This is a genomic window from Polaromonas sp. P3_B4 (assembly GCF_056402835.1).
The window spans coordinates 1,076,034-1,098,789 of sequence record NZ_JBFUGQ010000001.1 but is presented as its reverse complement, the minus strand read 5'-3'; the positions used below and the strand labels follow the sequence as shown (position 1 = coordinate 1,098,789).

General features: G+C 60.0%; 24 protein-coding genes and 1 other RNA gene. 4 read left to right on the top strand and 21 right to left on the bottom strand.

Annotated features, from left to right (window positions below; genetic code table 11):
* Nucleotides 1-5: 5 nt before the first annotated feature.
* The 3 genes from AC1DVV_RS05390 to AC1DVV_RS05380 form a co-directional block, all read right to left on the bottom strand.
* A complete protein-coding gene (locus AC1DVV_RS05390; RefSeq protein ID WP_477689050.1) occupies nucleotides 6-1,394 on the bottom strand; it encodes an efflux RND transporter periplasmic adaptor subunit in 1,389 nt (462 codons plus the stop codon).
* Nucleotides 1,395-1,667: 273 nt separating this feature from the next.
* The gene (rnhA, locus tag AC1DVV_RS05385) at nucleotides 1,668-2,150 is read right to left on the bottom strand and encodes a ribonuclease HI (RefSeq protein ID WP_457278630.1); all 483 of its coding nucleotides are present in this window, start codon (nucleotides 2,148-2,150) and stop codon (nucleotides 1,668-1,670) included.
* 53 nt (nucleotides 2,151-2,203) lie between these two features.
* Nucleotides 2,204-3,043, bottom strand: coding sequence for a class I SAM-dependent methyltransferase (locus AC1DVV_RS05380; protein WP_457278631.1), 840 nt, complete (start codon nucleotides 3,041-3,043; stop codon nucleotides 2,204-2,206).
* A gap of 12 nt (nucleotides 3,044-3,055) precedes the next feature.
* On the opposite strand from AC1DVV_RS05380, the gene gloB reads away from it, so the two are divergent.
* Both gloB and AC1DVV_RS05370 read left to right on the top strand, forming a co-directional pair.
* The gene (gene gloB, locus AC1DVV_RS05375; RefSeq protein WP_457278632.1) at nucleotides 3,056-3,826 is read left to right on the top strand and encodes a hydroxyacylglutathione hydrolase; all 771 of its coding nucleotides are present in this window, start codon (nucleotides 3,056-3,058) and stop codon (nucleotides 3,824-3,826) included.
* The gene (locus AC1DVV_RS05370; RefSeq protein ID WP_457278633.1) at nucleotides 3,823-5,382 is read left to right on the top strand and encodes a transglycosylase SLT domain-containing protein; all 1,560 of its coding nucleotides are present in this window, start codon (nucleotides 3,823-3,825) and stop codon (nucleotides 5,380-5,382) included. Before gloB ends, AC1DVV_RS05370 begins: the two co-directional genes overlap by 4 nt.
* A gap of 45 nt (nucleotides 5,383-5,427) precedes the next feature.
* Here AC1DVV_RS05370 and AC1DVV_RS05365 read toward each other — a convergent pair whose 3' ends face one another.
* The 8 genes from AC1DVV_RS05365 to dnaX form a co-directional block, all read right to left on the bottom strand.
* Nucleotides 5,428-5,580, bottom strand: coding sequence for a DUF3096 domain-containing protein (locus AC1DVV_RS05365; RefSeq protein ID WP_348050368.1), 153 nt, complete (start codon nucleotides 5,578-5,580; stop codon nucleotides 5,428-5,430).
* Between the two features lie 132 nt (nucleotides 5,581-5,712).
* Nucleotides 5,713-6,552 carry an ABC transporter permease gene (locus AC1DVV_RS05360; RefSeq protein ID WP_477689048.1) on the bottom strand — a complete coding sequence of 280 codons (840 nt, stop codon included), beginning with the start codon at nucleotides 6,550-6,552 and terminating at the stop codon, nucleotides 5,713-5,715.
* Nucleotides 6,553-6,554: 2 nt separating this feature from the next.
* On the bottom strand, nucleotides 6,555-7,382 hold the full coding sequence (locus AC1DVV_RS05355; RefSeq protein WP_477702413.1) for an ABC transporter ATP-binding protein: 828 nt from the start codon (nucleotides 7,380-7,382) through the stop codon (nucleotides 6,555-6,557).
* 220 nt (nucleotides 7,383-7,602) lie between these two features.
* On the bottom strand, nucleotides 7,603-8,652 hold the full coding sequence (locus AC1DVV_RS05350; protein WP_477667241.1) for an ABC transporter substrate-binding protein: 1,050 nt from the start codon (nucleotides 8,650-8,652) through the stop codon (nucleotides 7,603-7,605).
* Between the two features lie 134 nt (nucleotides 8,653-8,786).
* Nucleotides 8,787-9,200: an MAPEG family protein gene (locus AC1DVV_RS05345; RefSeq protein ID WP_477702414.1), complete on the bottom strand. Its 414-nt coding sequence runs from the start codon at nucleotides 9,198-9,200 to the stop codon at nucleotides 8,787-8,789.
* 71 nt (nucleotides 9,201-9,271) lie between these two features.
* Nucleotides 9,272-9,898 carry a recombination mediator RecR gene (gene recR, locus AC1DVV_RS05340; protein WP_477702415.1) on the bottom strand — a complete coding sequence of 209 codons (627 nt, stop codon included), beginning with the start codon at nucleotides 9,896-9,898 and terminating at the stop codon, nucleotides 9,272-9,274.
* Between the two features lie 137 nt (nucleotides 9,899-10,035).
* Nucleotides 10,036-10,368 (bottom strand): YbaB/EbfC family nucleoid-associated protein, encoded by a 333-nt coding sequence (locus AC1DVV_RS05335; RefSeq protein ID WP_457278639.1) that lies wholly within the window; start codon nucleotides 10,366-10,368, stop codon nucleotides 10,036-10,038.
* Between the two features lie 50 nt (nucleotides 10,369-10,418).
* Nucleotides 10,419-12,278, bottom strand: coding sequence for a DNA polymerase III subunit gamma/tau (gene dnaX, locus AC1DVV_RS05330; protein WP_477702416.1), 1,860 nt, complete (start codon nucleotides 12,276-12,278; stop codon nucleotides 10,419-10,421).
* Nucleotides 12,279-12,476: 198 nt separating this feature from the next.
* Here dnaX and ffs point away from each other — a divergent pair.
* An RNA gene (gene ffs, locus AC1DVV_RS05325) (signal recognition particle sRNA small type) lies at nucleotides 12,477-12,573 on the top strand.
* A 352-nt stretch (nucleotides 12,574-12,925) separates the two neighbouring features.
* Here ffs and AC1DVV_RS05320 read toward each other — a convergent pair.
* The 5 genes from AC1DVV_RS05320 to AC1DVV_RS05300 form a co-directional block, all read right to left on the bottom strand.
* Nucleotides 12,926-13,462, bottom strand: a complete 537-nt coding sequence (locus AC1DVV_RS05320) for a hypothetical protein (protein ID WP_477707126.1) — start codon at nucleotides 13,460-13,462, stop codon at nucleotides 12,926-12,928.
* Between the two features lie 633 nt (nucleotides 13,463-14,095).
* Nucleotides 14,096-14,863, bottom strand: coding sequence for a hypothetical protein (locus tag AC1DVV_RS05315; protein ID WP_477702866.1), 768 nt, complete (start codon nucleotides 14,861-14,863; stop codon nucleotides 14,096-14,098).
* A 34-nt stretch (nucleotides 14,864-14,897) separates the two neighbouring features.
* Nucleotides 14,898-15,710 (bottom strand): hypothetical protein, encoded by an 813-nt coding sequence (locus AC1DVV_RS05310; RefSeq protein WP_477707125.1) that lies wholly within the window; start codon nucleotides 15,708-15,710, stop codon nucleotides 14,898-14,900.
* Nucleotides 15,711-15,822: 112 nt separating this feature from the next.
* Complete coding sequence (locus AC1DVV_RS05305; protein WP_477707124.1) at nucleotides 15,823-17,067, bottom strand: hypothetical protein; 1,245 nt, start codon at nucleotides 17,065-17,067, stop codon at nucleotides 15,823-15,825.
* A 396-nt stretch (nucleotides 17,068-17,463) separates the two neighbouring features.
* A complete protein-coding gene (locus AC1DVV_RS05300) occupies nucleotides 17,464-17,940 on the bottom strand; it encodes a low molecular weight protein-tyrosine-phosphatase (protein WP_477707123.1) in 477 nt (158 codons plus the stop codon).
* Nucleotides 17,941-18,126: 186 nt separating this feature from the next.
* On the opposite strand from AC1DVV_RS05300, the gene AC1DVV_RS05295 reads away from it, so the two are divergent.
* A complete protein-coding gene (locus AC1DVV_RS05295; RefSeq protein ID WP_477702617.1) occupies nucleotides 18,127-18,387 on the top strand; it encodes a hypothetical protein in 261 nt (86 codons plus the stop codon).
* A 65-nt stretch (nucleotides 18,388-18,452) separates the two neighbouring features.
* Here AC1DVV_RS05295 and AC1DVV_RS05290 read toward each other — a convergent pair whose 3' ends face one another.
* The 5 genes from AC1DVV_RS05290 to AC1DVV_RS05270 all read right to left on the bottom strand — a co-directional run bounded on the left by AC1DVV_RS05290 (nucleotide 18,453) and on the right by AC1DVV_RS05270 (nucleotide 22,649).
* The gene (locus AC1DVV_RS05290; RefSeq protein WP_477702618.1) at nucleotides 18,453-18,944 is read right to left on the bottom strand and encodes a hypothetical protein; all 492 of its coding nucleotides are present in this window, start codon (nucleotides 18,942-18,944) and stop codon (nucleotides 18,453-18,455) included.
* A gap of 240 nt (nucleotides 18,945-19,184) precedes the next feature.
* Nucleotides 19,185-19,877: a Crp/Fnr family transcriptional regulator gene (locus tag AC1DVV_RS05285; RefSeq protein ID WP_477702619.1), complete on the bottom strand. Its 693-nt coding sequence runs from the start codon at nucleotides 19,875-19,877 to the stop codon at nucleotides 19,185-19,187.
* 159 nt (nucleotides 19,878-20,036) lie between these two features.
* Nucleotides 20,037-20,753 (bottom strand): Crp/Fnr family transcriptional regulator, encoded by a 717-nt coding sequence (locus tag AC1DVV_RS05280; protein ID WP_477670878.1) that lies wholly within the window; start codon nucleotides 20,751-20,753, stop codon nucleotides 20,037-20,039.
* A gap of 161 nt (nucleotides 20,754-20,914) precedes the next feature.
* Nucleotides 20,915-21,196, bottom strand: a complete 282-nt coding sequence (locus AC1DVV_RS05275; protein WP_477670879.1) for a hypothetical protein — start codon at nucleotides 21,194-21,196, stop codon at nucleotides 20,915-20,917.
* An 82-nt stretch (nucleotides 21,197-21,278) separates the two neighbouring features.
* Nucleotides 21,279-22,649, bottom strand: coding sequence for a TIGR03862 family flavoprotein (locus AC1DVV_RS05270; RefSeq protein WP_477689041.1), 1,371 nt, complete (start codon nucleotides 22,647-22,649; stop codon nucleotides 21,279-21,281).
* Nucleotides 22,650-22,756: the final 107 nt, after the last annotated feature.

Below are 22,756 nucleotides of genomic sequence, written 5' to 3'. Positions count from 1 at the left end.
GCCGCTCAAGCGGGGTCGCGCGCTGGCGGGCCGGCCGGGCGGCGTTCGGCTGGGGCCACGCTACGCACCGGCACCAGGGCTCCTGGGGCCTCCGACACCACCACGCCACAGGGGTTGGGGCCTGCCGGCGGCGCTTGCGGTGCGGCGGCCACAGCTTTGGCCGGCGTGGCCGCAGCCGCAGGGGCCGTTGCGGCAGCTGCCGCGGGCGCAGTACCGGCAGCGGCAGCTTTTGCGTTGCCCGCGCGGGCAGAAGCATTTGCGGCCAGATCCACCACGGCCACCACGGTGCCGTCACGCTGCACGCGCTGCTGGCCGGTCGCAACCACCACGTCGCCGGACTCCAGGCCTTCGAGGATCTCGACCTTGCCGGGGCTGCGCAGGCCGACCTTGACTTCCACGCGCTTGGTCGTGCGGGTCTGCTCGTTCGGGCCTTCCAGCAGCTTGATGACGAACTGCCGGCCGCCCTGCGGGACAATCGCTTCCTCGGGCACCACGCGCGCGTTCTCGCGCACGCCGAACACCGTGTTGACCCGGGCGAACATGCCGGGCCGCAGCTGCAGCTGGCGGTTGTCGATGCAGCCGCGGATGCCAATGGAGCGGCCATTGGCGTCGATCAGCGGGTCGATGGCCTGGATTTGCGCGTTGTATTTGCGCCCTGGCAAGGCGTCGATGTCGAGGACAGCTGTCTGGCCGCGCCTGACCTTGTTCTGGAAGCGTTCGGGCAGCCGGAAATCGACAAAGATGGCCTCGATGTCCTCGATGTTGACGATGTCCGCGCCGTCTTTCAGGTAGTCGCCCACGTTCACGAGCCGGATACCGGCGATGCCGTCAAATGGCGCGACGATCTTCAGCCGCGCGGCCGTGGCCTTGGCCAGCGACAGCTTGGCCTCGGCCACCTGCAGGTTGGCGGCGCTTTCATCGAGCGAGCGCTGGCTGATGAAGTTTTGCGCCACCAGTTCCTGGTTGCGCTTCTGGTTGGCCCGCGCGATCGACAGTTCGGCCTGGCTTTGCTGCACCTGCGCCAACGGCAACTGGTCGTCGAACTGCACCAGAACCTGGCCTTTGCGCACACGCTGGCCATCGGTGAAATTGAGCTGGGTGATGCGCCCGCTGACCTCGGGGCGCAAGACCACGCCGCGGCGCGAACGCAAACTGCCCACGGCCGAGGTGTCATCCGACAGTCTGGCGAGTTCCACCTTCGCGGCTTCCACGGTCACCGGTTTTCCAGCGGCGGCGCCGTTGGTGCCATTGCCGGCGCCCTGGCCCGTCGAGGCAACCGGAGAAGACTCGGCCGCACCGCCCTGCGCCTTGGGTTTTTGCAGCCACCAGGCAGCACCCGAGGCGACCGCTATGCCCGCTACCGCGACCGCTGTGTAAATTGCTTTTGATGCCATGGGGAGGAAAACTTGTTATACAAAGAGATACAAACTTCCAATGTAGCAGGACACCATGGCGCGCGCAGCCTTTTTCTGGCCTCTGCGCAGGGTGAGCGCGGTAGCTTTACAACGGCTTTACCAAACGGCGCGGGCGAGCAAAACGGTGCGGATGCTATGTACGCTTATGGTGCGTTCCGGAAGGCGCAGTTTTTTTGTGTGGGCCAAGGCTGTTTGGTGCGTGTTTTGCGCACATGTTCCCACCCCGGCTTCAGACTCCCTGACAGGTCTTTGTTACAAGCGGCCGAGCGCGCGTTCCACGCCTTTGTTGGCCAGTGCGTCGGCACGCTCGTTGCCGGGGTCACCGGCATGGCCCTTGACCCAACGCCAGTCGATTTTGTGGCCGCTGGAGACGACAAGGGCGTCCAGGCGCTGCCAGAGATCCACATTCTTGACCGGCGCCTTGGCCGCTGTACGCCAGCCCCGGGCTTTCCAGCCGTGAATCCACTCGGTAATGCCCTTGCGTACGTATTCGCTGTCCAGGTAAAGCGTCACGCTGCAGGGCCGCTTCAGCGCCGCCAGCGCCTCGATGACGGCAGTCATTTCCATGCGGTTGTTGGTAGTGCCAAGTTCGCCGCCAAATAGCTCTTTTTCGGTGCCGCCCATTGCCAGCAGCGCCCCCCAACCTCCGGGGCCGGGGTTTCCCTTGCATGCGCCGTCGGTATAGATCACGACGTGTTGTGGTTGTGGCGTTGTGCCTGTTGGTGTGTCGGTCATGCGTTACAAATGCTCCCGGGAAGCTCCAAAGAGCAGCCGGTGGTTAAAGAAAATCAGGCAGGCGGCTGAGAGCGGGATGATCGGGTGAGCGGCTCCTTGTTGGCTATCGCGGCGGGTGCCGTCGCCGGCGCCCTTCGCGCCTTCCAGGCGGGCTCAAGCAAGCGGACTCCCCGTACACGCTTGACCGCCGCGAGGAAATAAACAGCGCCAAAAATTGGCCACCAGCGTTCCCCCGCCGCATCCATCCACTCGAACCGGTCCAGCCAGGCCTGACTTGTGAGCGCCGGCCGGTAGCAGCCGAAGCGCCCCGACTCTACCTCAAAGTCCAGCAGCCTCAGCCAGTCGCGAAGGCGCCAGTAGCCGATGAACTCGCCTGTTTTGGGAAGAAACAGGTTGTCATACCCCCAACGCTGGTAGATGTGGCCGCGGCGCTGGCGCAGCCCCCACAAGCTGGTCGGGTTGAAGCCGCTGATGACCACCCGCCCTTCCGGAACAAGTACCCGGCTCACCTCGCGCAGGCTGGCATGCGGGTCGCTGCTAAGTTCGAGCGTGTGCGGCAATACCACCAGGTCCAGGCTGTTCTCCGGGAATGGAAGTGCTCCCGCATCGGTCAGGAGCGCCGCGCGCCGGGAACTTGCGGCCGTGCGGCCGCTCGTATCTGTAGCCGGGGACTTTCCGGGTTCAGATGGCGGCGGCAATGAATCCAGCGCCAGCCATTTGTGCGGCATGCGATTGGCTTGCAGGGCGTCGAGCTCCGGCAGGCCCAGTTGCAGGGCGTGGTAACCAAAAACGTCACCGACGGCCTGGTCAAAATGCGTGCGCTCCCAGTCCAGAAGATAGCCACCGGGAGGGGTCTTCAGCCAGTCCGTCAAACCTATAATTTCAGAGCTCATTGAGACCACTGTATGTATTTGATTCCCATTCCTGCCTTTGACGACAACTACCTCTGGTTGTTGCATGACGGCAGGCGCGCCCTGGTCGTGGACCCGGGAGATGCCGGGCCGGTGCAGCGCACCCTGGAGCAGCATGCGTTGCAACTGGAGTCGATTCTAGTCACGCATCACCATGCAGACCATACAGGCGGCGTAGATGCCCTTCGCGAGGCAACAGGTGCTCAGGTCTGGGGCCCGGCCACCGAACACATTCCGCGGCCATACACGCCCCTCAGCGGTGGCGACACAGCGAAAGCCCTTGGTCTTAATTTTCAGGTGATTGATGTACCTGGCCATACCGCAGGCCACATTGCTTTCTACACGCCCGAGGTGAACGGCAGGCCGCTGCTGTTTTGCGGCGACACGCTGTTCTCGGGAGGCTGCGGACGTTTGTTTGAGGGTACACCGGCGCAAATGCTGACCTCGCTCGACAAGCTGGCTGCGTTGCCCGGCAACACCGTCGTCTGTTGTACCCATGAATACACACTCAGCAATCTGCGCTTTGCCATGGCGGTCGAGCCGGAAAACACCGACCTGGCGGCGTATCAGGCGCAATGCGTTGCGCTTCGCACCCAGGAAAAGCCGACCTTGCCGACCTCTGTGGCCCAGGAATTGCTGATCAACCCCTTCTTGCGGACCCGCCAACCCACTATCATGGCTGCTGCCCGGCACTTTGATGCGTCGGCCCGAGACGACAACACCGTATTTGCCGCCATCCGGCAGTGGAAAAACCAATTCAAATGACGCCACACGACCGAACCACTGCAGCCGCTCCTCTTCCCAAACTCATCAATTTCCGTATTGTTCCGCTGGCGTTTCTGCTTGTGGCGACGCTGCTAGCGGGCTGCGCCACACAGCCACCCGGCATGCCGGGTGACCCGGTCCTCACAACAGGAACAAGCCCCACCGCCAAACCGCAAGTGCCGGGCGGTCCGCTTCAAGCCATCACACCAGGTCAGATCGGCTCTTACCAGATCGCCTCCACGGAACCTCCCAAGGAACTATGGGACCGTATTCGCCGCGGCTTCGCCATGCCCGACCTGCAAAATGAGCTGGTGACGGATCGCGAGCAGTGGTATGCCAGCCGGCCGGACTATATCCTGCGCATGACCGAGCGCTCCAGCAAATACCTTTTTCATATCGTTGAAGAACTCGAGCGCCGCCAGATGCCGACGGAACTGGCCCTGCTGCCGTTCATCGAAAGCGCTTTTAACCCGCAAGCCGTTTCCAGCGCCAAAGCCGCCGGCATGTGGCAGTTCATGCCGGCCACCGGTAAATATTTCGACCTGAAGCAAAATGCTTTCCGTGACGACCGGCGCGACGTACTGGCTTCCACCCGAGCAGCGCTGGACTACCTGCAAAAGCTGCATGGCATGTTTGGCGACTGGCATCTGGCGCTGGCGGCCTATAACTGGGGTGAAGGCAGTGTGGGCCGCGCCATTGCCAAAAACCAGAGAGCGGGACTGGGCACCAGCTACACCGACCTGAACATGCCGGCAGAAACCCGGCTCTATGTGCCCAAGCTGCAGGCCGTCAAGAACATTGTGGCCAATCCCCAGGCATTTCGCACCGAGCTGCCGTTGATCGAAAACCACCCTTATTTTCAGCAGGTGCTGATCACACGCGACATTGATGTGGCCCTGGCCGCACGCCTTGCCGACGTCAAGATTGAAGACTTCAAGGCACTGAACCCTTCGGCGCACCGCCCCGTCATCATTGCGGCGGGGACGCCCCAGATCCTGCTTCCCTGGGATAACGCTACGGTGTTCCAACGTAATTTCGAGGCCTACACCCAGGGGCAATACGCCAGCTGGACCGCCTGGTCAGCCCCCAGCACCATGAACCCGGCCGAAGCGGCGCGGCGTACCGGCATGAGTGAAGCCGATCTGCGCAGCGTCAACAACATACCGCCGCGCATGCTCATCAAGGCCGGTTCGACCTTGCTGGTGCCGCGTTCAGCCAAGGTTGAAAACGACGTTACCAGCCACGTTGCGGATACCGCGCAGGTCTCGTTCGCTCCTGAAGTCGTGACGCGCCGCACCACCGTCAAGGCCCGCAAGGGCGAGTCGGTCGCGACCATTGCCAAGCGCTACGGCCTGAGCGCTGCCAGCGTTGCCGAATGGAACAATGTCAGCACTTCCAGCGCTTTCAAACTGGGCCATCAGGTGGTGGTTTTTCTTCCGGTCAAAAGCCACGCCTCCAAAAGCCAGGCCTCAGCCTCCAGCCGCAGTCGCGGCAGTTCCGCGAAAGTGACCAAACGCAGCAATACCAAGACGGTCGTCAAGTCCAAAAAACGTTGACGCTCCGGAGCACGCACTTCAGCAGTCACCAACTGCGGGCTGCTGCTACAGCTTGAACGAACCGCTGCCGAACAGCCCGATCAGGCCGATGACAATCAGGTAAATCGCCACGATGTAATTGAGCAGGCGCGGTATCAGCAGGATAAGGATCCCCGCGATGAGCGACACGATGGGGCCGATGCTGAGTGAAAGATTCATGGTGTGTCCTTGGAGTGAAGCCGGCTCGCCGCTGCTGCGCATGGCAGAAGCGGTGCAGGCAGCCACGACTTTAAGGAGCCGCCCGGCCACAGGCTGTAGGACGACAGGAAGAGTTGCGGTACAGGGAAAACGTCAGAGTTTTTCTGTCTCACCGGTGCGCGGCTGCCATTTCATGAGCCGCTTCTCCAGCTTGCCAACAATGCCGTCCAGCACGAGGGCGAACGCCGTCAGCACCACGATGCCGGCAAACACCGTGTTCACGTCAAACGTGCCCTCGGCCTGCAAAATCAGGTAGCCCACTCCGCGCGCCGACCCCAGGTATTCACCCACGACGGCTCCGACAAACGCCAGGCCCACAGAGGTATGCAGGCTGGAAAACACCCAGCTGGTCGCGCTTGGCAGGTACACCGTGCGCAACAGCTGGCGCTGGTTGGCGCCCAGCATGCGGGCATTCGCCAGCACCACCGGGCTGACCTCTTTCACACCCTGGTAAACATTGAAAAACACGATGAAAAATACCAGCGTGACCGCCAGCGCTACCTTGCTCCAGATGCCAAGGCCAAGCCACAGCGAGAAGATCGGCGCCAGAATCACCCGCGGCATCGAGTTGGCGGCTTTGATGTAAGGGTCCAGGATCGCGCTGGCCGTAGGGGCCAAGGCCAGCCACAGCCCGCAGGCCAGGCCCAGCGCCGTGCCTATTCCGAAGGCCAACACAGTTTCCAGCAGGGTGGTGCCCAGATGAAGGTAGATGTCGGCGTTGCCTGCCAGTCCATCGGGGAACAGGCCGCTCGGCCCGAAACCAAAGGGCATGAACCAGCTCCATATCTTGCCGGCCACCTTGATCGGCTCGCCCAGGAAAAAAGCAATTTTCTGGTCGCGCGACGCCAGGTGCCAGCCGATCAGAATGAATACCAGCAAACCGACTTGCCATGCGCGGAGATTGCTTTCAGAGGGCTTGAGATGGCGCCACATGATCAGGCTGCCTTCTTGAGTTGCTGTGCATAGCCTTTAAGCACTTCATCGCGCAGCACGTCCCAGATCTGTTTGTGCAGCTCCACAAAACGCGGCTGGCTGCGCACCTCCGCCACGTCACGCGGGCGCGGCAGGTCAATCGGGAATTCGCCGATGGGATGCGTGCCGGGGCCAGCCGACAGCACCACCACCCTGTCGCTCATGGCAATGGCTTCGTCCAGATCGTGCGTGATGAACAGCACCGCCTTTTTCTTGGCAGCCCACAGGTCCAGCACTTCGTTTTCCATGAGCTGGCGCGTCTGAATGTCGAGCGCACTGAAAGGTTCGTCCATCAGGATGATGTCGGGGTCCAGTGCCAGCACCTGGGCCAGTGCGGTGCGTTTGCGCATGCCACCTGAAAGCTGGTGCGGATAGCGGTCACCGAATCCGCCCAGCCCCACGCGTTCCAGCCAGGCCTGCGCCTGGCGGCGGGCTTCATCATCGGGAATGCCCCGGTATTGCAATCCCATCATCACATTGGCGATGGCGCTGCGCCATGGCATCAAAGCTTCGGTCTGGAACATGTAGCCGGCGCGGGTGTTGATGCCGCCCAGCGGCTGGCCAAACACCCGAACCTCGCCGGAAGACGGCTCCAGCAAACCGGCACCAATATTGAGCAACGTGGATTTACCGCACCCTGTAGGCCCGACAACCGAAACGAATTCACCGGCCCGTATGCGCAAGGTAGTGTCGCTCACCGCCGTATAACGCTGGCCCGCATCGTCGCGCGAGTGAAAGGTACAGCTGATGTTGATCAACTCCAGGGCGTAGGCGTCGTCGGGTTCTGGCATGGCGGGAGCTTACAGCAAGGTGCTGCGCAGGGCCTCTATCTTCACCAGCCGGGGCCGCGGGACTGGCTTTGCCAGACCGCAGGCGCAGCGGCCCCGAGGGGCTGGAGCCCGCGGCTCCAAGCCTGCCTGCGCAGGCCTGGACGGGCGACAGAGGCGAAGCGTCTCGCGAGCCGCGGCCTGCAAGGCCTCGCGCATTACACGAAGTGAAAAGCGTGGGGGCTCAAGCTTTGAATCGGTCCTTGGCCTTGCGTGCGAACTCGTTGGTATAGGTCTTTGCGATGTCGATCTTGTCGGCCTTGATGCTGGGGTCAAAGCTTGCCAGTGCCTTGAGCGCCGTGCGCGCACCATCATCAGGAATGATGCCGTCAAGCGAGATCGACTCACGCACCTTGTTGAATGACGCAAGGTACAGCGCCCGGTCACCCAGCAGGTAGCTCTCGGGCACGGTCTTGATGATGTCACCGGGGCCTGCCGTCTGCAGCCATTTGAGCCCATGCACGATCGCATTGGCCAGTGCCTGGCAAGTGTTGGGATTTTTCTGGACGAACTCTATCGGGGCGTACAGGCAGGCCGCCGGCATGGAACCGCCAAAAACTTCGATCGTGCCCTTGAGGGTGCGCGTATCGCTGATGATCTTTACCTCGCCCTTTTGCTCGAGCATGGTCATGACCGGGTCGGTATTGCTCATGGCATCGATCTGCCCCGAACGCATCGCAGTCAGTGCGCCCGCCGCAGTGCCGACTCCGATAAAACTCACGTCGCCGGGTTTGAGGCCTGCGCGCGAAAGTACCAGGTTGGCCATCATGTTGGTGGATGACCCCGGCGCAGACACACCGATTCTCTTGCCCTTCAGGTCTGCGACCGTTTTGTAGTTGGGCATGTTTTTGGTCGAGACGCCAAAAGCGATTTGCGGCGCCCTGCCCTGCAGCACAAAAGCCTGGAACATCTGGTTTTTGGACTGAAGGTTGATGGTGTGCTCGAAAGCACCCGAGCAGACGTCGGCAGAGCCGCCGACCACAGCCTGCAGCGCGCGTGCACCACCGGCAAAGTCGCTGATTTCAATGTCCAGGCCTTCGGCCTTGAAATACCCCAATTGCTCGGAAATGGTGAGTGGCAGGTAATAGAACGCCGCCTTGCCGCCGACCGCCAGCGCAATTTTTGTTTTCTCGAGCCTGGGCTGCGCGCGAAGCACCGGCAATGCCAGCGTTGCTGCTGCCAGTGCGGTGCCACCGGCAAAAGCCCGGCGGGAAATCAGGGGTTGGCGATTCATGCAAGCCTCTCTCTTTTTTTGATGTCACAAGCTTATCGAGGCATAAAAAAACCCGCATCGGGGTGATCCCGTGCGGGTTTTTACCGAAGGTGATCGCGTTACCAGAGGTAACTTTCACACTCGCGACGCATGTGTCAACGAAAGCCGGAAAAAAGAATGGCGATATTGATAAAAAGTGCACACGCCCAGATGGCCGAGCGGGCTTTGGCCAGGTCTGCGATGTACATCATGATGTAGGCAATGCGCAGCACGACAAAGAGCAATGCCAGGATGTCCAGCCGTGTCTGCCCCGCCTGCAGGATGTGCGCAATGATCACTGCGGCAAAGAAAAAGGGCAGTGCCTCAAATGTGTTGGCTTGTGCGGCGTTGGCCCGGGCACGCCAATCGGTTTGCTGCGCCAGCCAGCCTCGCGGGTTGTGGTTGTCATATCCACCATCGCGCCGCGGGGTGCTCATCGTGCCGTATTTGGCAATGGCGGCACACACAATGGGCAACAGGGCCGCAATCAGAACACACCAATAGGCGATGGTGAAGCGTGCGAATGTCATGGTGGGTTCCTTTCGTTATGGTCGCCCGCTGCGGGCATGAAGCTGTCAAGATAAAACTAAAAACACCGCCCTCACCTGCGGTCCACCAACGCGTGGGCAATGGTGCCCAAATCTACGTATTCAAGTTCGCTTCCCACCGGCACTCCGCGCGCCAGGCGCGTCACCTGGACGCCGCGGCTTTTCAGCGCTTGTGCAATCACGTGCGCAGTGGCTTCGCCTTCGGCCGTGAAATTGGTCGCCAGGATGACTTCCTGCACTTCGCGCGATGCAGGCGGCAACGCCTCGCCGCGCTCGTTCTTGGGCACCACGCGGTCAAACAGTTTTTGCAAGCCGATGTCGTTGGGGCCTATGCCGTCAAGCGGGCTCAGCTTGCCCATGAGCACAAAATAAAGGCCCTTGTAGGCCAGCGTGCGCTCAAGGGCAGCCTGGTCGGCCGGTGTTTCAACCACGCACAGCTTGCTGCGGTCACGCTGCGGGTTGGCGCAGGTGGTGCAAACCTCCTGCTCCGTCAGCGTGTTGCACAGGGTGCAATGCCGCACGCTGCTGACGGCGTACTCCAGCGCACGGGCAATCTGCAGCGCGCCGGGCTTGTCGTGCTGCAGCAGATGGAACGCCATGCGCGCGGCCGACTTGGCGCCTACGCCCGGCAGCTTGCGCAAGGCCTGTGTCAGGCCTTCAAGCGCGTTCGAATCAGCCATGTGGCAGCAGCAACCGAGCGTCGTACCCGCTTTCGCAAGCAGGGGCCGCGGGACTGGCTTTGCCAGACCGCAGGCGCAGCGGCCCCCTCGGGGGGCAGGGAGCTACACGCAGTGAGCGACCGTGGGGGCTCACAGCTTTAGAAGGGGAGCTTCATGCCGCCAGGGAGGCCGGGCATGCCGGCCGTCAGCTTGCCCATTTTCTCGTTGCTCACTTCTTCAGCCTTGCGCACGGCGGCGTTGAACGCAGCGGCCACCAGGTCTTCCAGCATGTCCTTGTCGTCGGTCAGCAGGCTGGGGTCAATTTCAACGCGTTTGACATCGTGCTTGCAGGTCATGGTGACCTTCACCAGGCCGGCGCCGGCCTCGGCGGTGACTTCCACAAATGCCAGTTCTTCCTGGGCTTTTTTGAGGTTGTCCTGCATCGCCTGCGCCTGTTTCATGAGGCCTGCGAGTTGTCCTTTGTTAAACATGGTTTTTCCTTTAAATCTTGGCTTTGTTCAGCGTCTAAAAACTGAGTTGATCATATCGGCTTGGAGGCCAGCGGCCGGATGCTGCCGGGGACAATTTTGGCACCCCAATCGCGAATCATGTCCTGCACAAACGGGTCGTTCTGGATCATTTCTTCGGCCGCACGCTGGCGCTCGGCTTGCGCCGCCGCATTGCGGCGCGCCGGGGTGTCGGTGACGGGCCCCACTTCCACCGCGAGCCGCAGGGCCGCATCGCCAAGATGCGCCTGCAGTGCGGCTTGCAGCTTTTCACGCGCTGCCGCCTGGTTCAGCGACTCGCGCTCCACCCGAAGCGTCCACAGCCCATCGGCCTGGCTGCGCAATTCAGACTGCAGGCCCAGCTCACGCGTCAACGCCGCCACGGCCTCGGCGGCCACCAGCTGGTTGACGGTCTGGCTCCAGCCCTCGCCGTGCGGAACAGGCACCAGAGGCGCGACGGCAGCTGCTGGCGCGCCCGGCTGCGGGCGCTGCTGCGGCACCGGCCGCTCCGGCATCACCACAGGATCTGCTACTGAATTGATAGCTGCTTGCGCCCGTTCCGCCTGGGCTACAGGCTGTTTTTGCTCAAAATTTTGAGCGGTGGGTGGCTCTTGTGAAACACGCGGCGCAGCGGGCACTGGCTCATCATGGGCAGGTTCGCGTGCAGCGGCAGGCGCCGGCGCTGTGCGCCGTTCAGGCAAAGCCTCGGGCGCATGGGCCCGCGCCACCTCAGGCTGGGGCTTTTTTCCGGGCTCGGCGGCACCCCCCGCATGGGTGGTAGCCGAAGCCGAGGGTTTGAAGGCCAGCAAGCGCAGCAGCACCATGGTCAGGCCCGCGTATTCGTCGGGCGCCAGGCCCAGCTCACCGCGGCCATGCAGGCACAGGCTGTAAAGCAGCTGCGTTTCATCGGCGGGCAGCGCCTGGGCCAGCCGCGCCGTTTCCGCGATGTCCGGGTCGGCCCCGTCGTCGCCCGCCCCCATCTCGGGTACGGCCTGCAACACCGCCATGCGTTGCAGCACCGTCGTCATTTCTTCCAGGGTGGAAGCCGCACTCAAGCCGTTCAGCCGCAACGCTTCGGAGGTTTCGACCACGGTTTTGCCGTCGCCGCGCGCCAGGGCGTCCAGCAGGCGGTAGACATAGCTGCGGTCCACGCTGCCCAGCATGGTGCGCACACTGGCCTCTTCAAGCTTGCCGGAGCCAAAGGCAATGGCCTGGTCCGTCAGCGACAGGGCGTCGCGCATGGAACCGCGCGCCGCACGCGCCAGCAGGCGCAGCGCCTGTTGTTCGGCCGGAACGTTTTCAACGCCCAGCACCTGCGTCAAATGCTCCAGCACGGTCTCGGGCGCCATGGGCCGAAGGTTGAACTGCAGGCAGCGCGACAGCACGGTGGCCGGTACTTTTTGCGGGTCGGTCGTGGCCAGTACAAACTTCAAATACTCGGGGGGTTCTTCCAGCGTCTTGAGCATGGCGTTGAACGCCGTGTTCGTGAGCATGTGCACCTCGTCGATCATGAAGACCTTGAAACGGCCGACGACAGGTTTGTAAACGGCCTGCTCGAGCAATTGGGCGATCTCATCGACACCGCGGTTGGACGCAGCGTCCAGCTCGGTGTAATCCACGAAGCGGCCGCTGTCGATGTCGGTACAGGCCTGGCACACACCGCAGGGCGTGGCCGTGATGCCGCCCTGCCCGTCCGGGCCCAGGCAATTGAGCGACTTGGCCAGGATGCGCGAAATGGTTGTCTTGCCCACGCCCCGCGTGCCGGTGAACAGGTAAGCATGGTGCAAACGCTGGGTGGCCAGCGCATTGCCCAGCGCCTGCACCACATGCGACTGCCCCACCATTTCCGAGAAATTTTTGGGGCGGTATTTGCGGGCAAGAACGAGATAGGACATCCAGCCATTCTAATTTGCCGTGGATATGGCCCCCACGCTTTTCGCTTCGCGTAATGCGCTGCCCCCCGAGGGGGCCGCTGCGCCTGCGGTCTGGCAAAGCCAGTCCCGCGGCCCCGGCTGGAATAGATCGCTCGGTGCCCTTTTCACTGATGGGGGTATGCCAGAGGGGTCATTCCCAAGTCCCTTACAATCGAGGGTGACGGGCCTTCCCGCATGGTAAAGCGGCCAACCGGGTCAGGTGGGGAACCAAGCAGCCCTAACTGTGGAGTCAGTGCCGGGGTCAAGGCTCGTCACCTTATTTATCTCAAATCCGCGGTTCTCGCGGGTTTTTTGTCTAAAGCAGCTTCCCGCTGCGGTTTTGTATCACTTGAGCGTGTCACTTCATTAATTTGTGAAGCAGGAAAAAGACATGGCCCGAGTCGAAGGATTGAACATCCGGAACTCTCGGTGGTACGTGAGAATCCCGCTCCAAATGAACTTCAGGAGTCTCTGAAGGCATGCGGAGATACCGCGCAAGTAGCCGCTCCCCTGTACTCACACACAGTGCATTACGACTCGTTTCAGCAGGTACCCTGCGCGATATATTGATCGTTGGAGGGCCTAACGTGACCACTTCTTGAAGACTTTGACCTTCAGTTTTCGGAAGTTCAAGGCGCAGGAGAAAGGGACTCAACAATAGGGGCAAAGAACTTCACCGAAGCGATGTGGGATTCGCAAGCATAGTCGTGAAGAATAAGCATCGCCATTGACTGTCCGGTGATGACTGTTTTTTGAACATACCGAACCTTGTTCTCAGCGTCGAGCAGGTCAAGGTTCTGCACTACACCGATGGCGGTCGAAGCAATCGTCTCTCGCATCACACGCCATTTAAATTTGGTCTGCTCGGCCGATTGCTGAAATAAGCGCCGGGCCTCTAAGGCTATATCTACGGGGGAAATTTGGTTGTTCTGGGGGAGCGGTTGCACCCTGAAAAAGCAGGCGCTGGTTCTGTCGAGTGATCGGAAAATTGGTCCGGTTGACTTAGAGTTCTCATCCACACGCCACTCATCGGGGAGCTCCAGTAACCACCCATCGATTTCCACTTTTTTCATCCCTGGGGTAATCGACAGAGCTTGGCCATGCATTCCGAGGAGCGTTACAACAGGCAAAAGGGAAATGCTTTGTAAAAAGGCACGTAGTTGCATTGGTGGCCTAACGAAGTGGGCGGTGTATCGAATCCTATCAATGATTCGACCGAGTTTTATATGTCAAAGCCCACTGCATTACGCATGCCCGATGACACCAAGGTCGGCGGTTTTGCAATCTCAGCGCATCCAACGTCAGCTTGCATCACTTGTACACGCTGGTATTCACCACGGCAACGGGAGCTTAAATATCCATTCAGTAGACGGGCAACTCTTAGACGCTACTATTCGTCACATTGCAACAGTGTTTTTTATACCGATTGCCTCATTAAGGGCAGCCCTGGCATCTGCTGCATCCAAAGTCTCAGAAAGTTCATAGTCCGCCTTGCAGCGCTCTCCGTGCAGTGCCCTTAAACGAACGCCACGCTTAATTGACGCTTCGCGAAGTGGTCCTGTAATTTTTGGACCGGGATTGGTCAATCGGAGGGAAAGCTCGAGATGATCGCCGCCAGTAAATCCGATAGGCAACCGGCCCGGTTCATCTAACTTCGCATGCCAAACTTTGCACTCGTGAAATGCGGAATAGTAAGCTCGACCCACGGTAGCGCGGATACCTGCTTCGCTAAGTCCGGGTTGAGCAGCAATGGCCTGTGCGCACTTTAGGATGTCATCCGACACTATAGGCATGAGTTGCTAAGCCATCTCTGGTAGAGGAACGTTGGCACCCACAAAGCTCAGAGTCATCGGTATCCCTATTAGCTCGGAGCTAATCAACGAACTGATAAATTCTTCATTGAGAATCGAGGCTTCTTCAGGAGTTGTCGCCATACGGTAACGAATGCCGATGCAACCCATCTCGGGGTCATAGCTAAAACGGGGGGATTGTTCCAACCAAAACAATCGATGCTTTCGCATAATCGACCCTGCTACATCGAGAACTTTCGCGTACATTGCATCTGCGGATGCCAACAACGCAGTTTCTTCAGCGATTCTTGTGATTTGTCTAATCTGAGACACATGGCTCAAGTCAAGTTGGGCTTTTTTTGCGGCACTCATCAACTCGCTAGTCAAAGCAATACCACCGCTAGCCAATGCAAGCGGGAGCCCCACTCCAATGTTCAAGGCTTTAACTGAGAAGGTTGTGCGGCAGATTTCCAATGCTTTGGAGGCATATCCGAGATTTAGATACACGGGCAGCATCAATCCCATGACTTCCAAATTATTAGCCCCGGCAGTCTCAGCACGAATGAACATCTTTTCGGCCGCCTCCACATCACCAGTCAAATGCCGCAGGAGTGCTAGCCCCAAAAATTTTTGAGAACGTGGAAGTTGCTCCAGGTCATCTTCCCATTTCATTAGCTGAGGATCATCGATCTCCAAAAATCTGGGGATATAAGCCAAGAGCCGAGACACCTCCTGATGAATCTTGTCAAAAGCTCTTGCTGGAATGGCGGCGGTCATTTGAAAGATTATGCAACAGGGAAATTTATTTGTGTTACAGCCACATTTTTGTAAGAAGCAACACCAACGCATAGCTAGCCAAAAGCACTGGCATGCCAACGTCCAGCAATAGCCATCGTAGGTTTTGAGAGCGTAGGAAAAGGCTAAACCAGTTATCAAATCGTTTCAAGGAAACCGATGGGCGCTGCGATGCGAAAGTCGCTGACAGTGCGGCAAGGTCGTTCTGTAGCCTACCCACAATATGAGTTAACCCACTAATACCGCCTTGGATGCCAGCAAGATAAGGGATCTGATCGGTTTGAATCGCATTTATCCGATCAACCATCTCTGCTAACTGAGGCTTCATTGCGCTGAGTTTTCCGGACATATCGCCAGTAATTCGCGCTCTTTCTGCCCACCAATAATGGAGTGTGGATTGCCTGGGGTCATCCGGATAGTCTGCGTCTTCGCTGGAAGTGCGGCCGACCGTAACAAATGCCAGTCTCGTACCGGTAATTCGCAGACGCCATTCCAGGAAAGAATCCCAACTTAGCCAAATGAAATGAACAAAAGAAAATCCGGTGATCAGCGCAAGTCCCGCGAGAATTTTGTCCGGCGTCAGACCATCAAAAGTAAAACCAAAAATTGATGCATCAGTCTTGAGCCCTACATCCCATAGGACACCAGCCACCGACACCAGCGAAAAAACAAGTAAGTTGCGCCGCACCTTTTCCGCTTGCTCACTCAAACCAGCAGAAACAGGTGATTTAAGGGCCGCTTCAACTGCTTCAACTCGCTGGCGCTGAAGCTTTTCGTTTTCATCCTCAGTTGGCGTCTGTTTTGGTATTTCGTTGATGGCAGTGACCATAGAGCCTCCATGTGGCCCTCATCCTACGCTTGACTTTTGGCGTATCGACCGCCGGTGACAGCTTTTAATCTCTCAAAAGATGGGTAAGATTCACTAAGCGTGTGAGCCATCGTCACGGCAGATCAGGCTCACCAATCTCAGGCCCAACTTGTTGCCACGATCCTCGCTGTCGCCTGACAGATCGCTTGATGATTAATGAGTCCCAATCCTTGGCCGGTGCAGAGGTATCCATCGCGTCAGGCGCAGAATCCCACTTTTTTATTTCCTCCGCCAATTTCTTACCCGCGCCTTGATTTAATTTATCTACGTTGATTGAAGGGGCCAATACTCTTGGAGTGTGCCGTTGCAACAGCTCTCGAATCAGTCCCTGAGACTCGACCGGAAGTCTGCTTGCGAATTTGTAGATTCCTTGGGCTCTAACTTCCTCTGGGAGGCTCTGAAAGTGCTCATTCAGTCTCCGCAAATCCGCCTTTAGATCCAGTCCCCAGACAAACTCTTGATTTGGCCGCATGAACAGTGGTGCACACTGACGGTGCAGTCTGTCAGCCGAAGTAAATACATGGCAGAAGGGAAGATAGAACAGATACGCCATATCAACTTTGTGACTAGCCCTCGTGCTGGCGATCAAGCTGGCCCCAATCGCGATATGGAAGAACAGCTCCACTCTCAGCACATGAGCAGCATATGGAGCGAATATTCTGAGCGGCGGTCTTTGACTCTTCTTCCACCGGTTTTTTATGTGCGAACGTGCGTCTTCTCTTATCCCCAGCAATTCCAACGCACTGCTAAATCGTTCTGCCGTCTTGCTTAACCCCATGACCATTTGGTCTGCAAAACGCACGGCATCTGCCTCAGTTTTACACGTTTTAGCATTGACTCCAAGTTGCTTCATTCGAGCTTCAACGATACCTAGGTCCGTACTTTCCACCCTCCTCCGCCATTCACTCGCGTGATTTCGCTCTACCTCATAAAACAGCCCACGCTGCCACCGCTGGAAAGCCGCAGCCTCTTCCGATACCTCTGCTACGCCGGCCACCTTGCCGTCACGCATAACTTGACGAATTCCTGCCCTTGGTATTCGTCCATCCATCGGAACATCGTGCCCAGCTAGATTCCCCAGGCAAAGCTCTTCATGAAAATAGCAAGGCGTTCCGTGCATCTCCGGGCACTTAGCCGCAATGATGCCAACCTCATCCTCTGCGGTTTTTCCCGGTCGCGGCGTTTTCCACAAATCTGCCATCGTCTCAACAAAAAAAATCGGACAGATGACCGGATAAAAAAAGTTGTCGAACCAGACCGATTCATCCGTGCTTAGTGCTTGAAGAAAAGATTTATCGAATAACGTTATTGGGCCCACTTCTTGTCCCCCTTAGCATGATCGCCAAAAAGCTTTTCGGTCCTTCCCGACGGCTTGACACCATGCTCCGCCTGGTTGGGCGTCTTCGCCGCTCCCTCCGCAATTTCGACTAATCGCGCTCGATCATGAGGCCCAGCCACATTAAGCGCTGTCAGCTCTATGTAGTGATGCGCCGTCGGAGTGGCTTCCTGAGCTGCGGTGCCCACCGCCGCCTCCCCACCTCTTGCGTAAGTCCCTACGGAAACGGTGCAGAGCACCAAAAGGATCAATGTAGTTTTCATGTGCATACCCAAGGCCCGGAACGGGTGCATCGAGTCTGCGCTTTAGTTCCAAAACGAGCACCATCTACCTAGAGTAGATGGCGGGGAAAGCGAGCTTGGTGAAGGGCCTAATCGGCTACAGCCGCTGCTCAACGTAACGCATCAGCCCCTCACACGCATCCTCAACTAGGTCCAGCACATGCTCAAACCCGTCCTTGCCGCCATAGTAAGGATCAGGCACCACCGGACTGTCGTGCTTTAAACAGAACTCCGTCAATCTGCGCACCTTGCCAAGGTGTTCAGCCGGACATTCCTCCTGAATCAAGGCCAGGTTGTCCCAGTCCATGGCCAGGATCAAGTCGTGGCGCTCAAAATCTGAAACCGAAATCTGCCGGGCCCTCAAGCCTGACAGGTCATAGCCTCGCCGCGACGCATGCGCCTGGGAGCGCTCGTCGGGCGGGTTGCCGGGGTGGTAGTTGTGCGTGCCGGCTGAGTCGACCTGGATGTGTTGGGCCAGGCCGCGGGCCATGACTTTCTGCAGGAACACGCCATGGGCTGTGGGGCTGCGGCAGATATTGCCCATGCAGACAAAGAGGATGGAATAGGGTTTCATGGGTTGAAGGTTGGGCCGGGATTCGCCATGGAAGGCCCAAAGAACATGCGGCCTTGGGCTACCAGAACCATTTTAGGTTTGACGCTGCCTATCCAGCCGATAAAGCCACCACTAGGCCAGACGGCCCATAGCCACAGCCACTCCATCCGTATACAGTCCATTGACGGAGACAACCACGCAATGCTGATGACCTGCATAGGAGGCCCGCTTCACGGGCTGCAAGTAGGAATTGCCGACGATGCCCTGGTGTATGACGTGCAGGGCAGCAGGCCGCGTGCGCGTTATTTGCGGCAGGTGCCGTCGCAGTACTACGACCCTCGGGCCGGCCACGCCGACTCTGTGGCGTTTTTTGCGCTGAGTTCGCTGAGCGGGATAGAGGTGACCGATCTGATCATCGCCCACCTGGAAAGTTTTCAGCCCGTGCCGGTTGCGTCAAAGCCGGCCTGAGGGCTCCACATCCCGGAAAGCAGGCAGAGAAGTTGGCCCGGCGTTAACCCGGCGTTAACCCGGCACTAACCCGGCGCCATGGGCTGGGTGGCCTGCGCGCCTGGGGCTGCCGGGTGAGCGCGCTGCCCGCGCTCCTGCGTCAGTGCCAGATGAAGCTGGTGCAAGGCGCCCACACACTCCAGCACGGTGGACTGGACCAGCTCCGCGGCCTCGCCGGCCTGTGAGTTGGGTGCTGCTGCGAGTTTTTCACCGACGCTGAGCATGAGCCTGGCCTTGACGGCGCCAAACAGCGCGTCCCAATCAGCGATCGCGATGTCCAGCGGGTGGTCGGGTGTGAGCGCTTCGAGCTGCCGCTCGGGAAGCGAAGCGAGATGGGCGTCGTCAGCGCCCTCGCCGCCTCCTTTGGCCCAGTCGCGCAGAACATCCAGCGCAGCGGCACTGGTGGCGGGCAGCTCGCATCGGGACTCCTTCATGAGCTCGGGAGAGCTCAGCATGGTCAGCGCCGAGCGCGCCAGCAGCCTGATATTGGGAGGGGGTGAGGAAGCAAGCCGGATCATTTCAGAACCCTCGCTAAAGGAGTTGCATGGCGCTGCAACAGCGGTTGGGCGCTGCGTCTTCAAAGGTTCGCAATATCGCCGTACGCCCCTTTTTAGGCGGCCCAAGGTGATCCGTCCGTGCGGTAACGCACATCAGCCGCAAAAGGTTTTCAGGCCGTGTTGCGGGTTGCCATTGAGCTGAAACAGGCAAACCGATGCTTTTGCCTGACAGGCAGGCCCCCGCCATCCCAAAGCCGCCCCTCAATGCAGCAATTGGGTATAGGTTTTCCGGTCAGCCGCGTAACAGCTGCATGCCGCGGCTTCCAGGCCGCCGCGGTCAAGAACTTTCAATTCACCACGGTGGTATTCGATCAATCCGCTGCGCTGCAACGCGCTGGCGGCCGACGTGATGCCGACGCGGCGCATGCCCAGCATGTAGGCCAGAAATTCGTGTGTCACATGAAAATGGTCGGAATGGGCGCGGTCCTGGCTCATCAGCAGCCATCGGGCCAGGCGCTGGCTCGTCAGGTGAAAACGAAGGCAGGCAGCCGATGCGGACTGCTGCGCCATCAAGACATAAAGGTAGCGGTTCAGGCCGCGCTGAAGCGAAGCGCTACGCGCCAGCTCGCGCCGGAAAACGGCGGTGCCGATCCGCCAGGATGCACCCGCGCCCTGCACCACCGCATGCACCGGCGCGGTGACAACACCCAGCACCAGCTGTGCGCCCAGCATGCCTTCACGCCCCACCATGCCAACCTCCACCCCCGGGCTGCCCTCGACAAGGGCTACGAGGGAAATGAAGCTTTCGACCGGGAAATAGACGTAGCGTGTGGGTTTTCCGGGTTCGCACAGCACTTCAGCGAGCGACAACTCGACCGGCTCGCAGACGGCGAGCAGGCGCACGCGATCCTTGCGAGGGAGAAGCTCAATGAGGTGGTTTTCGACAGGGGCCAAAGCGGCTCTCCGGTGTAGGCGGACCCCGGGGAGTGCCGGGTCATGGACAAGGCCGCGCTACTGTCGTCAGTTCAATTCGGTGCCCCAGTATGCACGACGTGTCGCCAACGCCACCGTGTGCCAGCGCACACAGCACACAACAGGCCGCACACCGGGATGCTAGGAGGCGAGTTTTTCGGGAAGCAAGCGGTCGTATTCCTTCTTGACCACGGCATAACACTCACAGGTGCGCTGCTCCAGGCCCGGGCGGTCCAACACTGTGATGCGGCCGCGCGAATAGCGGATCAGCCCGAGGTTTTGCAGCTTGGTCGCGCCTTCGGTCACGCCTTCGCGGCGCACGCCCAGCATGTTGGCGATCAGCTCCTGCGTCATCACCAGCTCATTGCTCTGCAACCGGTCAAGGCTGAGGAGCAGCCAGCGGCACAGCTGCTGGTCGAGCGAATGGTGGCGGTTGCACACCGCGGTTTGTGCCATCTGCGTGATCAGTGCCTGGGTGTAGCGCAGCAGCAGGTGCAGCACCGGCGCGCGCTTGAACTCGTCCTTGATCGCCTGTGCCTTGAGGCGAAAACCCTGGCCAGCGCTTTGCACGACGGCGCGGCTGGGTGTGGACTCCCCGCCCATGAACAGGGAGATGCCCACGACACCTTCATGGCCGACGACGGCAATCTCGGCCGAAGAGCCGTTTTCCATCACATAAAGCAGCGAGACGATGGCCGTGGTGGGAAAGTACACATGGTCCAGCGTGGTGCCCGACTCATAAAGCACCTGACCCAGCGGCATGTCGACCCATTCCAGTTGCGGCAGCCAGCGCTGCCACTCTGCTTCCGGCAATGCGGCAAGCAGCTCGTTGTCTTTGGGGTTGGAAGAATGGGCCATCGAGACACTCCGGGGCGGATCTGGCTTCGAGTTGGGCCTCTGGCAGAGATCTCGCACCGTCTTCGAAGTATAGGCACTAACGGCCCCCCGGTATGTGCGCTACCGCACAAACGAAAGTTCCCCGGCAAAGTCTACCTCCAGGGCTTTTGTGGGCCTCGGTACTACCGGCTCACTTCTTCAACCGCCTCGGTGGTCTGCAATGCATGAATGGCGATTTGTGCCGACATGAGCGCCAGTGAGGCCAGCGGATAGGTGCCGCTGATGATGCCCCGGAAGGCGACTTCCGCGGCCACGGCGTCCTGGCCCAGGCCTTCGGTGGCGGCGATGATGCATTCTTCAATGCCGCCCAACCCGGCGTCGCCGAACAGGTCTTCACCTTCGTAGGTCACGCGGTATTCGTACTGGGTCTTGTCAAAAGAGTCGATGTTAAAACGGACGATCATGGCGGCTCCTCTCGCACAACTGCGAATGGTTCAAAAAATTTTGCTACAAAATCAATAGCTGCTTGCGCACAACCCTATTGGGCTAAAGGCCAAAATGACTCAAAACGCCCTGCCCGGCAACGCGCCCGCCAGCAAAGCAGGCCGTGAGCAGATAGCCGCCCGTGGGGGCTTCCCAGTCCAGCATTTCACCGGCGCAGAACACGGGCTGGGGCACTGCAGCCGCAGCACCCAGCTGTAGCTGTGCACTCAGGCCCTCAAACATCACGCCGCCCGCGGTGCTGATGGCTTCATCCATCGGCCTGGCCGCAGTAACGCGCACCGGCAGCGCCTTGATGCCGGCGGCCAGGCGCACCGGATCGGCGATGGCGTCCTTGCCCAGCAGTTCGTACAACATCGCGGCCTTGATGCCGTCGAGGTTCAGGCGGCTCTTGAGGTGGCTGGACAGCGAGCGTGAGCCGCGCGGGTGGCGCACTTCCACCAGCACCTGCTCGGCGGTCTTGGCGGGCAGCAAATCGAGCAGGAAGGTGGCGCTGCCGTGTTTCGCAATCTCGTCGCGCAACAAGCTGGAGGCGGCATACACCAGGCTGCCTTCCACACCGGTGGCGGTGGCAATGAACTCGCCCTTGCGGCTAAAAGCTCGGCCGCGTGAATCGGTAAAGCTGATGGCGACGGACTTGAAAGGCTGGCCGGCAAAACGGCTGGCGAAGTGTTCAGTCCAGCCGGCCTTGGTCAAGGGACTTTTTCCGATGAGCTCCTGCAGGAATTCGCGGCGGGTCTCGCCGGCGTCGGCTGCCGCCTCTTCAAGCTGCGCCGGGCTGTCGGGCCGCGCCGCCACGTCGAAGCCGCAGTTGGACGGCAGCAGCGGCGCCACGGCCACGCCGCGCGCAGCCAGCAGCGGCACCCAGGCGCCATCAGAGCCCAGCCGCGCCCAGCTGCCGCCGCCCAAAGCCAGCACCACGGCGTCGGCTTGCGCCAGCACCTCGCCGGTGGGCGTTGAAAACTTCAGCGCGCCGTCATCGGCCCATCCCAGCCAGCGGTGCCGCATGGAAAACTGCACGCCGGCCTGGCGAAGGCGGTGCAACCACGCGCGCAGCAGCGGCGCGGCTTTCATGTCTTTGGGGAACACGCGGCCCGAACTGCCGATAAAGGTTTCCACGCCCAGCGCTTCAGCCCAGGCACGCAGCTCCGCCGGGCCAAACGCGGCCAGCAACGGCTGCAGCTGTGGAGCGCGCTCGCCATAGCGGCTCAGAAAGGCCTCGGGTGCTTCGGAATGCGTGAGGTTGAGCCCGCCCTTGCCGGCCAGCAAAAACTTGCGCCCCACCGAAGGCATGGCGTCATACACCTCGACCTTCACGGCCGCACCGGCAGCGGCCAGCACCTCGGCGGCCATCAGGCCGGCGGGTCCGCCGCCTATGACGGCAACACGCAGGGGGCCGGCAGGCGGCGGTTTCACGGGAGAGGCTGAATCGTTCAAAAGGTGTTCCGTCTGCTCGCGGAGGCGAGGTATGGTGAGATGGGAGAAATCAAGGCCAAACAGCAGCCGCTTTCCTGAAAGGCATC

Excerpts from the sequence above, each read along its gene's own strand:
- AC1DVV_RS05345 (WP_477702414.1), bottom strand. The coding sequence starts at position 9,200 with ATGACATTCGCACGCTTCACCATCGCCTATTGGTGTGTTCTGATTGCG.
- AC1DVV_RS05290 (WP_477702618.1), bottom strand. The coding sequence starts at position 18,944 with ATGATCCGGCTTGCTTCCTCACCCCCTCCCAATATCAGGCTGCTGGCG.
- AC1DVV_RS05300 (WP_477707123.1), bottom strand. The coding sequence starts at position 17,940 with ATGAAACCCTATTCCATCCTCTTTGTCTGCATGGGCAATATCTGCCGC.
- recR (WP_477702415.1), bottom strand. The coding sequence starts at position 9,898 with ATGGCTGATTCGAACGCGCTTGAAGGCCTGACACAGGCCTTGCGCAAG.
- AC1DVV_RS05365 (WP_348050368.1), bottom strand. The coding sequence starts at position 5,580 with ATGAATCTTTCACTCAGCATCGGCCCCATCGTGTCGCTCATCGCGGGG.
- AC1DVV_RS05380 (WP_457278631.1), bottom strand. The coding sequence starts at position 3,043 with ATGAGCTCTGAAATTATAGGTTTGACGGACTGGCTGAAGACCCCTCCC.
- AC1DVV_RS05295 (WP_477702617.1), top strand. The coding sequence starts at position 18,127 with ATGACCTGCATAGGAGGCCCGCTTCACGGGCTGCAAGTAGGAATTGCC.
- AC1DVV_RS05280 (WP_477670878.1), bottom strand. The coding sequence starts at position 20,753 with ATGGCCCATTCTTCCAACCCCAAAGACAACGAGCTGCTTGCCGCATTG.
- AC1DVV_RS05360 (WP_477689048.1), bottom strand. The coding sequence starts at position 6,552 with ATGTGGCGCCATCTCAAGCCCTCTGAAAGCAATCTCCGCGCATGGCAA.
- gloB (WP_457278632.1), top strand. The coding sequence starts at position 3,056 with ATGTATTTGATTCCCATTCCTGCCTTTGACGACAACTACCTCTGGTTG.
- AC1DVV_RS05310 (WP_477707125.1), bottom strand. The coding sequence starts at position 15,710 with ATGGTCACTGCCATCAACGAAATACCAAAACAGACGCCAACTGAGGAT.
- AC1DVV_RS05355 (WP_477702413.1), bottom strand. The coding sequence starts at position 7,382 with ATGCCAGAACCCGACGACGCCTACGCCCTGGAGTTGATCAACATCAGC.
- rnhA (WP_457278630.1), bottom strand. The coding sequence starts at position 2,150 with ATGACCGACACACCAACAGGCACAACGCCACAACCACAACACGTCGTG.
- AC1DVV_RS05320 (WP_477707126.1), bottom strand. The coding sequence starts at position 13,462 with ATGCAACTACGTGCCTTTTTACAAAGCATTTCCCTTTTGCCTGTTGTA.
- AC1DVV_RS05275 (WP_477670879.1), bottom strand. The coding sequence starts at position 21,196 with ATGATCGTCCGTTTTAACATCGACTCTTTTGACAAGACCCAGTACGAA.
- dnaX (WP_477702416.1), bottom strand. The coding sequence starts at position 12,278 with ATGTCCTATCTCGTTCTTGCCCGCAAATACCGCCCCAAAAATTTCTCG.
- AC1DVV_RS05335 (WP_457278639.1), bottom strand. The coding sequence starts at position 10,368 with ATGTTTAACAAAGGACAACTCGCAGGCCTCATGAAACAGGCGCAGGCG.
- AC1DVV_RS05350 (WP_477667241.1), bottom strand. The coding sequence starts at position 8,652 with ATGAATCGCCAACCCCTGATTTCCCGCCGGGCTTTTGCCGGTGGCACC.
- AC1DVV_RS05390 (WP_477689050.1), bottom strand. The coding sequence starts at position 1,394 with ATGGCATCAAAAGCAATTTACACAGCGGTCGCGGTAGCGGGCATAGCG.
- AC1DVV_RS05315 (WP_477702866.1), bottom strand. The coding sequence starts at position 14,863 with ATGACCGCCGCCATTCCAGCAAGAGCTTTTGACAAGATTCATCAGGAG.
- AC1DVV_RS05370 (WP_457278633.1), top strand. The coding sequence starts at position 3,823 with ATGACGCCACACGACCGAACCACTGCAGCCGCTCCTCTTCCCAAACTC.